Annotated in this window: 3 protein-coding genes; 1 reads left to right on the top strand and 2 read right to left on the bottom strand. The window is 71.6% G+C overall.

Annotation, left to right across the window (positions count from 1 at the left end):
- The coding region (locus tag RMP08_RS06120; RefSeq protein WP_310468108.1) for a hypothetical protein at positions 1-206 on the bottom strand (206 nt) is incomplete at its 3' end.
- Positions 203-1,483, bottom strand: coding sequence for a phosphoribosylamine--glycine ligase (gene purD / locus RMP08_RS06115; protein WP_310468107.1), 1,281 nt, complete (start codon positions 1,481-1,483; stop codon positions 203-205). The genes RMP08_RS06120 and purD, both read right to left, overlap by 4 nt.
- Between purD and xseA the strand changes: the two genes are divergently transcribed.
- Positions 1,482-2,195, top strand: a 714-nt coding sequence (gene xseA, locus RMP08_RS06110) for an exodeoxyribonuclease VII large subunit (protein ID WP_310468106.1), incomplete at its 3' end; no start/stop codon positions are given. The genes purD and xseA overlap by 2 nt on opposite strands.

The raw sequence follows: 2,195 nt of genomic DNA, 5'->3' as shown, positions 1-2,195 counted from the left end.
ACCAGCGCTGCCAGCGCCACCGTCGCCGCTGTCCCGATGGCGAACATCCGGTTGCGGTGGCGCCGCCGTAACGCTTGCAACTCGGAATCGTTGGCCGGTCCCGCCCGCTTGACCCGCAGCGGCCGGAACCCGCGCCACCCGGTCAGCAGCCCGATCACCACCGCGGCCGCGAACAACCCCCAGTAATGTGCCCAAACCTCGATCATTCGGCGCTGCCTTCCGGCGTTGCCGCGCCGCGCTCTAGCTCGCGCCAGCCGATGTCGCGGCGGTGGAAACCGTCGGCGAAATCGATCGCATCGACCCCGCGGTAGGCGCGGGCGCGCGCCTCGGCGAAAGTGTCGGCGACCGCGGTCACCGCCAGCACCCGCCCGCCGCTCGCCGCCAGCGCCCCGTCGGCGAGCGTGGTGCCGGCGTGGAACACGGTGACGCCCTCGACCTGCTCGGCCGCTTCGACGGCGCGAATCGCCCCGCCGCCCGCCGGCTGCCCGGGGTAACCCTTGGCCGCGACCACCACCGTCATCGCATGGCGCGGCAACAGCTTGGGTGGCTCGATCGACTGCAGCCGCCCGCGCGCCACCGCCATCAGCAACTCGGCGAAATCGCCGTCGATCAGCGGCATGATCGCCTCGCATTCGGGGTCGCCGAAGCGCGCGTTATATTCGATCAGTTTGGGCCCGTCGGCGGTCAGCATCAGTCCCGCGTAAAGCACGCCCGAGTAGGCCGCGCCCTGCGCCGCCATCGCGCGCGCGGTGGGGCGGATGATCTCCTCCATCGCGCGTTCCTGCAGCTCGGGGGTCAGCACCGGGGCCGGGGCATAGGCGCCCATCCCGCCGGTGTTGGGCCCGGTGTCGCCCTCGCCGACGCGCTTGTGGTCCTGCGCCGAGGCCAAGGCGATCGCCGTCTCGCCATCGACCAACGCAAACAGGCTGGCTTCCTCACCGACCAGGAAATCCTCGATCACCATCGCCCCGTCGCCGGCCGCGGCGATTGCCGCTTCGGCCTCCTCGCGCGTGGTCGCCACCGTCACGCCCTTGCCCGCGGCCAGCCCGTCGGCCTTGATCACCACCGGCAGGCTGAACCCGTCGAGCGCCGCGGTCGCGGCCAACGCGGTGTCGACCCGGACATAGCTCGCGGTGGGGATCTTGTTGGCCCAGCACAGATCCTTGGTGAAACCCTTCGAGCCCTCGAGCCGCGCTGCCTCGGCATTGGGGCCGAACACCTTGAACCCGGCATTGCGCAACGCATCGCCGACCCCGGCGACCAGCGGCGCCTCGGGGCCGATCACGACCAGGTCGATCGCGCGCTCGCGCGCCAGCTCGGTCATCGCGAACGGATCGCTGGGGTCGGCCTGGACGCACTCGGCCCACCGCGCGATGCCGGGGTTGCCCGGCGCCGCGACCAGCGCCTCGCAGCTCGGCGATTGCCTCAAGCGCCAGGCGAGCGCATCTTCGCGGCCGCCCGAACCCAGTAGCAGGATATTCATGGACCTCCCCGACGAGCAGACGCCCGGCCTGTTAGCCGAGGTCCCGCCCGGCGACAATTCGCCGCCGCTGTCGGTCAGCGAGCTGGCCGGATCGCTCAAGCGGATGATCGAGGGCGCGTTCGGCCGGGTCCGCGTGCGCGGCGAGATTTCGGGTTTCAAGCGCCACGCCTCTGGCCATTGCTATTTTACTTTGAAGGACGATGCCGCATGCATCGACGCGGTGGTCTGGCGCGGAACCGCGCAGGGCCTCGCGTTCCGCCCAGAAGACGGCGCCGAGGTGATCGCCACTGGCAAGCTGACGACCTACGCCGGCCGCTCGAAATACCAGCTGGTGGTCGAGCGTCTCGAGCTGGCGGGGGAGGGGGCGCTGATGGCGCTGCTCGACAAGCGCCGCCGCGCGCTCGCCGCCGAGGGGCTGTTCGACCCCGCCCGCAAGCGCGCCTTGCCGTTCCTGCCGCGCGTCATCGGCGTCGTCACCTCGCCCACCGGGGCGGTCATCCGCGACATCATCCACCGCCTCGAGGACCGCTGCCCGACCCGCGTGCTGGTGTGGCCGGTACCGGTCCAGGGCGAGGGCGCGGCGGCCAAGGTGGCGGCGGCGATTCGCGGCTTCGGCGCGCTTGAGGGAAGATGGGGCGAGCCCGGTGGCCCGGTGCCGCGCCCCGACCTGATCATCGTCGCGCGCGGCGGCGGATCGATCGAGGATTTGTGG

Source organism: Sphingomonas sp. (assembly GCF_031426035.1).
Taxonomy (GTDB): Bacteria; Pseudomonadota; Alphaproteobacteria; order Sphingomonadales; family Sphingomonadaceae; genus Sphingomicrobium.
The sequence above is the reverse complement of the archived record's forward strand: the minus strand, read 5'-3'. Positions and strand labels throughout refer to the sequence as shown.

Bases quoted from the DNA above. Each gene is read 5' to 3' on its own strand.
- purD (WP_310468107.1), bottom strand. From the start codon at position 1,483: ATGAATATCCTGCTACTGGGTTCGGGCGGCCGCGAAGATGCGCTCGCC.